Source organism: Streptomyces sp. CO7, assembly GCF_053474865.1.
Window position 1 is genome coordinate 199,030 of sequence record NZ_JBRIOU010000004.1, and the last position, 4,876, is coordinate 203,905.

General features: G+C 71.7%; 4 protein-coding genes. All 4 read right to left on the reverse strand.

What is annotated here, in order from left to right:
• Nucleotides 1-217 precede the first annotated feature (217 nt).
• The 4 genes from cimA to ACOV8S_RS13645 all read right to left on the reverse strand — a co-directional run bounded on the left by cimA (nt 218) and on the right by ACOV8S_RS13645 (nt 4,855).
• Nucleotides 218-1,816 carry a citramalate synthase gene (cimA, locus tag ACOV8S_RS13630; protein ID WP_448318083.1) on the reverse strand — a complete coding sequence of 533 codons (1,599 nt, stop codon included), beginning with the start codon at nt 1,814-1,816 and terminating at the stop codon, nt 218-220.
• A 388-nt stretch (nt 1,817-2,204) separates the two neighbouring features.
• On the reverse strand, nt 2,205-3,299 hold the full coding sequence (locus ACOV8S_RS13635; RefSeq protein ID WP_448318084.1) for a branched-chain amino acid aminotransferase: 1,095 nt from the start codon (nt 3,297-3,299) through the stop codon (nt 2,205-2,207).
• A gap of 269 nt (nt 3,300-3,568) precedes the next feature.
• Nucleotides 3,569-4,612, reverse strand: coding sequence for a 3-isopropylmalate dehydrogenase (locus ACOV8S_RS13640; RefSeq protein WP_448318085.1), 1,044 nt, complete (start codon nt 4,610-4,612; stop codon nt 3,569-3,571).
• A 90-nt stretch (nt 4,613-4,702) separates the two neighbouring features.
• Entirely contained in the window at nt 4,703-4,855 is a 153-nt protein-coding gene (locus tag ACOV8S_RS13645) for a hypothetical protein (protein ID WP_448318086.1), read from the reverse strand.
• Between the last annotated feature and the right edge of the window lie 21 nt (nt 4,856-4,876).

The following is a 4,876-nucleotide window of genomic DNA, read 5'->3' on the forward strand; positions in this document are numbered from 1 at the left end:
GGCGGGACTCCGCCGCGGCCACTGTCCCGGTGGGCGCGGCGGAGGCAAGGGGCACGCCGGTCGCCAAGCCGGCCGACGTGGTGAGCAGCGCTGCGGCTGCTATGGAGGCCGGTCGCCCGAGACGCCGGCGGGTCGGGGTGCCCTTCATACGTACGAAGGTACGCCCGATGACCCATAAGGGTGAAATGGGTCACCGGTGGACACCCGGAACTCCGAGTTACGCCGGCTCGACCCCCGCCCGGAGCAGGCCGTAGGTGTAGGCGTCGGAGAGCGCCTGCCAGGAAGCGGCGATCACGTTGTCGGCGACGCCGACCGTGGACCACTCGTTGCGGCCGTCGGAGGTGGAGATCAGCACCCGGGTCGTCGAGTCGGTGCCCGAGCGGCCCTCCAGGATGCGGACCTTGTAGTCGACCAGACCGATCTTGGCCAGCTCCGGGTAGATCCGCTCCAGGCCCGCACGCAGCGCCCGGTCCAGCGCGTTGACCGGGCCGTTGCCCTCGCCGGCGGCGTGGATGACCTCGCCCTTGGCGACCAGCTTGACCGTGGCCTCGTTGGCGTGGCTGCCGTCGGGACGGTCCTCGGTGATGGCGCGCCAGGAGTCCACCGTGAAGTAGACCGGCAGCGTGCCCGCCTCGGCGCGCAGCAGCAGTTCGAAGCTGGCGTCGGCGGCCTCGTAGGTGTAGCCCTTGAGCTCGCGCTCCTTGACCCGCTCGACAACCCGCCCGACCAGTTCCCGGTCGTCGCCGAGGTCGATGCCGAGCTCCTTGCCCTTCAGCTCGACGGAGGCCCGGCCGGCCATGTCGGAGACCAGCATCCGCATGGTGTTGCCGACCTGCTCGGGGTCGATGTGCTGGTACAGGTCCGGGTCGACCTTGATCGCCGAGGCGTGCAGTCCGGCCTTGTGGGCGAAGGCGGAGAGGCCGACGTAGGGCTGGTGGGTGGAGGGCGTGAGGTTGACGACCTCGGCGATGGCGTGGGAGATCCGGGTCATCTCACGGAGCCTGCCCTCGGGCAGCACGCGCTTGCCGTACTTGATCTCCAGCGCGGCGACGACCGGGAAGAGGTTGGCGTTGCCGACCCGCTCGCCGTAGCCGTTGGCGGTGCACTGGACGTGGGTGGCGCCGGCGTCGACGGCGGCCAGGGTGTTGGCGACGGCGCAGCCGGTGTCGTCCTGGGCGTGGATGCCCAGGCGCGCTCCCGTGTCGGCGCGGACGGTGGCGACCACGGCGTGGATCTGCGCGGGCAGCAGGCCGCCGTTGGTGTCGCACAGGACGACCACGTCGGCGCCGGCCTCGGAGGCGGCGCGCACCACGGCCTTGGCGTACTCGGGGTTGGCCCGGTAGCCGTCGAAGAAGTGCTCGCAGTCGACGAAGACCCGGCGGCCGGCCGCCCTGAGGTGGGCGACGGTGTCGCGGACCATCTCGAGGTTCTCGTCCAGGGTGGTGCGCAGCGCCAGCTCCACGTGCCGGTCGTGGGCCTTGGCGACCAGCGTGATCACCGGGGCGCCGGAGTCCAGCAGCGCCTTGACCTGCGGGTCCTCGGCGGCGGAGCCGCCGGCCCGGCGGGTGGCGCCGAAGGCCACCAGCTGCGCGTGCCGGAAGTCGATCTCCTCGCGGGCGCGGGCGAAGAACTCGGTGTCCCGCGGGTTGGCGCCCGGCCAGCCGCCCTCGATGAAGCCCACGCCGAACTCGTCCAGGTGCCGCGCGATGGCGAGCTTGTCGGAGACGGTGAGGTTGATGCCCTCCCGCTGGGCTCCGTCGCGCAGCGTGGTGTCGAAGACGTGGAAGGCGTCGTCGGGTCGGCTGGTTTCCGTCATGGCAGGAACTCCTGAACTGGTCGTCTCGGTCGGACCGGAAGAACCGGCTCCACCGTCCCCGACGCTCGCGCGCCCTCCGTCCCGGCCGTGGGTGGGGCCGAAACAAAGAAAACCCCTCGCGGGTGCGAGAGGTCTGCGCGCGGGTCGACGACGAGGGTGACCACGCGTACGGGGTGCGTACGGGCGGTCACTGCGGACCGGCGCGCCTGCTGCCGATAATCATGGCGAACGAGGGCACATCGCCAGTCTGGCACAGGTTGCGCGGCCCAAACCGGGTGTCTCAGAATCCGGGCGAACCGTCCCACCGCACGAAGCGGCCCCGGGGAGCGCCGCACGCTCCCCGGGGCCGCGGGTCGGCCGGACCGCCGTGGGTCCGCCGTCCGCGGTCTCAGCAGACCTTGTGCATCCAGCCGTGCTTGTCCTCGGCGGTGCCGCGCTGGATGTCCAGCAGGGCGTCGCGCAGGCGCAGGGTGACCTCGCCCGGCTCCCCCGTGCCGTGCTTCCACTCGGCGCCGCTGCTGCGCTTGACCGTGCCGACCGGGGTGATCACCGCGGCGGTGCCGCAGGCGAAGACCTCGCGGAGGGCGCCGCTCTGCGCGTCGGCCTGCCACTGGTCGACGGACACCTTGCCCTCCTCGGGGGCGAGGCCGAGGTCGGCGGCCACGCTCAGCAGGGAGTCACGGGTGACGCCCTCGAGGATGGAGCCGCTGAGGGCCGGGGTGACGATCCGGTCCTCGTAGACGAAGTACAGGTTCATGCCGCCGAGCTCCTCGATCCACCGGCGCTCGATGGCGTCGAGGTAGCAGACCTGGTCGCAGCCCACCTTGGCGGCCTCGGCCTGGGCCATCAGGGAGGCGGCGTAGTTGCCGCCTGTCTTGGCGTCGCCCATGCCGCCGGGGACCGCGCGCACGTGCTCCTCGGCGACCCAGATGGAGACCGGCTTGACCCCGCCGGGGAAGTACGCGCCGGCCGGGGAGGCGATGACCAGGAACAGGTACTCCTTGGCGGGCCGGACGCCGAGCCCCACCTCGGTGGCGATCATGAACGGGCGCAGGTACAGCGACTCCTCGCCGCCGTGCGCCGGGACCCAGGCCTCGTCCTGCCGGACCAGCGCGTCGCACGCCGCGATGAAGGTCTCGACCGGGAGCTCCGGCATGGCCAGGCGGCGGGCGGAGGCCTGGAAGCGCAGGGCGTTCTTCTCGGGGCGGAAGATGCCCACCGAGCCGTCGGCGCGGCGGTAGGCCTTGAGCCCTTCGAAGATCTCCTGCGCGTAGTGCAGGGTCATGTTGGCCGGGTCGAGGGAGAGCGGGCCGTAGGGGACGAGCTCGGCGTCGTGCCAGCCGCGGCCCTCGGTCCACTTGATCGACACCATGTGGTCGGTGAAGTGGCGGCCGAACCCGGGGTTGGCCAGGACGGCCTCCCGCTCGGCCGCGGGCAGCGGGTGCGAGGTGGGCTTGAGCTCGATCGTGGGCGTCGTCGTCATCAGCAGAACTGTCCTTCACCGTTGTAGTGACGGGCCGCGTCTCCGCTCGTGCTTCCCGCCGTCGTCGGACGTCGGTCAGGACGCCCGGTCGGCACGTTCTGGCGATGATCGAACGCGACTCCACGTCCGATTATCGCAAGAGGGTGCCCGGTGAAGGACGGTGCGGTGGTACGACCCTGCGTTTCGATGGTGGCACCCGGCGGGACATGACGGAAGCCGCCGGGTGCGAGGGGCATCCCGGCGGCTTTCGTAGGTGTGAGAGGCCGGGGTCAGCCGGCTACTCGTGCGGCGAGCGCGTCGCCGATCTCCTCGGTGGAGCGGGCGGGCAGGCCCGTGCGCTCGACCAGGTCGGCGGCGACCGCGTCGTCGATGCGCGCGGCCTCGGCCTCCAGGCCGAGGTGGCGCAGCAGGAGGGCGACGGACAGGACGGTGGCCGTGGGGTCGGCCTTGCCCTGGCCGGCGATGTCCGGGGCCGAGCCGTGGACCGGCTCGAACATGGACGGGTACTGGCCGCTCGGGTTGATGTTGCCCGAGGCGGCCACGCCGATTCCGCCGGAGACGGCGGCGGCGAGGTCGGTGACGATGTCGCCGAAGAGGTTGTCGGTGACGATCACGTCGAACCGCTCCGGCTGGGTGACCAGGTAGATGGTCGCCGCGTCGACGTGCATGTACTCGGTGGTGACCTCGGGGAACTCCTGGGCGACGCGGTTGAACACGTCGGTCCACAGGTGTCCGGCGAAGGTCAGCACGTTGTTCTTGTGGATGAGCGCCAGCTTCTTGCGCGGGCGGGCCTGGGCGCGGGCGAAGGCGTCGCGGACCACGCGCTCGACGCCGTAGGCGGTGTTCACCGAGACCTCGGTGGCCACCTCGTGCTCGGTGCCCTTGCGGATGGTGCCGCCGTTGCCCGTGTAAGGGCCCTCGGTGCCCTCGCGGACGACCACGAAGTCGATCTCCGGCTCGCCGGCCAGCGGCGTGGCGACGCCGGGCAGGAGCTTGGAGGGGCGCAGGTTGACGTGGTGGTCGAAGGCGAAGCGGAGCTTGAGCAGGAAGCCGCGCTCCAGGACGCCGGACGGCACGGAGGGGTCGCCGATGGCGCCGAGCAGGATGGCGTCGTGCCCCTTGAGCGCGGCCAGGTCGTCGTCGGTGAGGGTCTCACCGGTGGCGTGGTAGCGGCGGGCGCCGAAGTCGTACTCCGTGGTCTCCAGCTTCACATCCTGCGGGAGGACGGCGGAGAGGACCTTCAGGCCTTCGGCCACGACTTCCTGCCCGATGCCGTCACCGGGGATCACTGCGAGATCGATGCTGCGAGACATGTCGGCACCCTAATGCGTCGTCCCAAGGAGTGGCACGCGCCGTCCGCGATGCGGACAGCGGCCTCCTCGAGGGCTGGTCGGGCGGCCTGCTCAGTGGCCGGTCGCGCCGCCGTTGTCACGGCGGTCGAGGGCGCGCTGGAGGGCGGCGGCGGCGTTGCGGCGGTCGGCGTCGGCCAGCCGGGCGCGGCGGGCGCGGGAACGGGCGGCGGTGTGGGCGTGCTGGGCTGCGGTGGTCTCGTGCATGACGCGTCAGCTCCTTCGGAG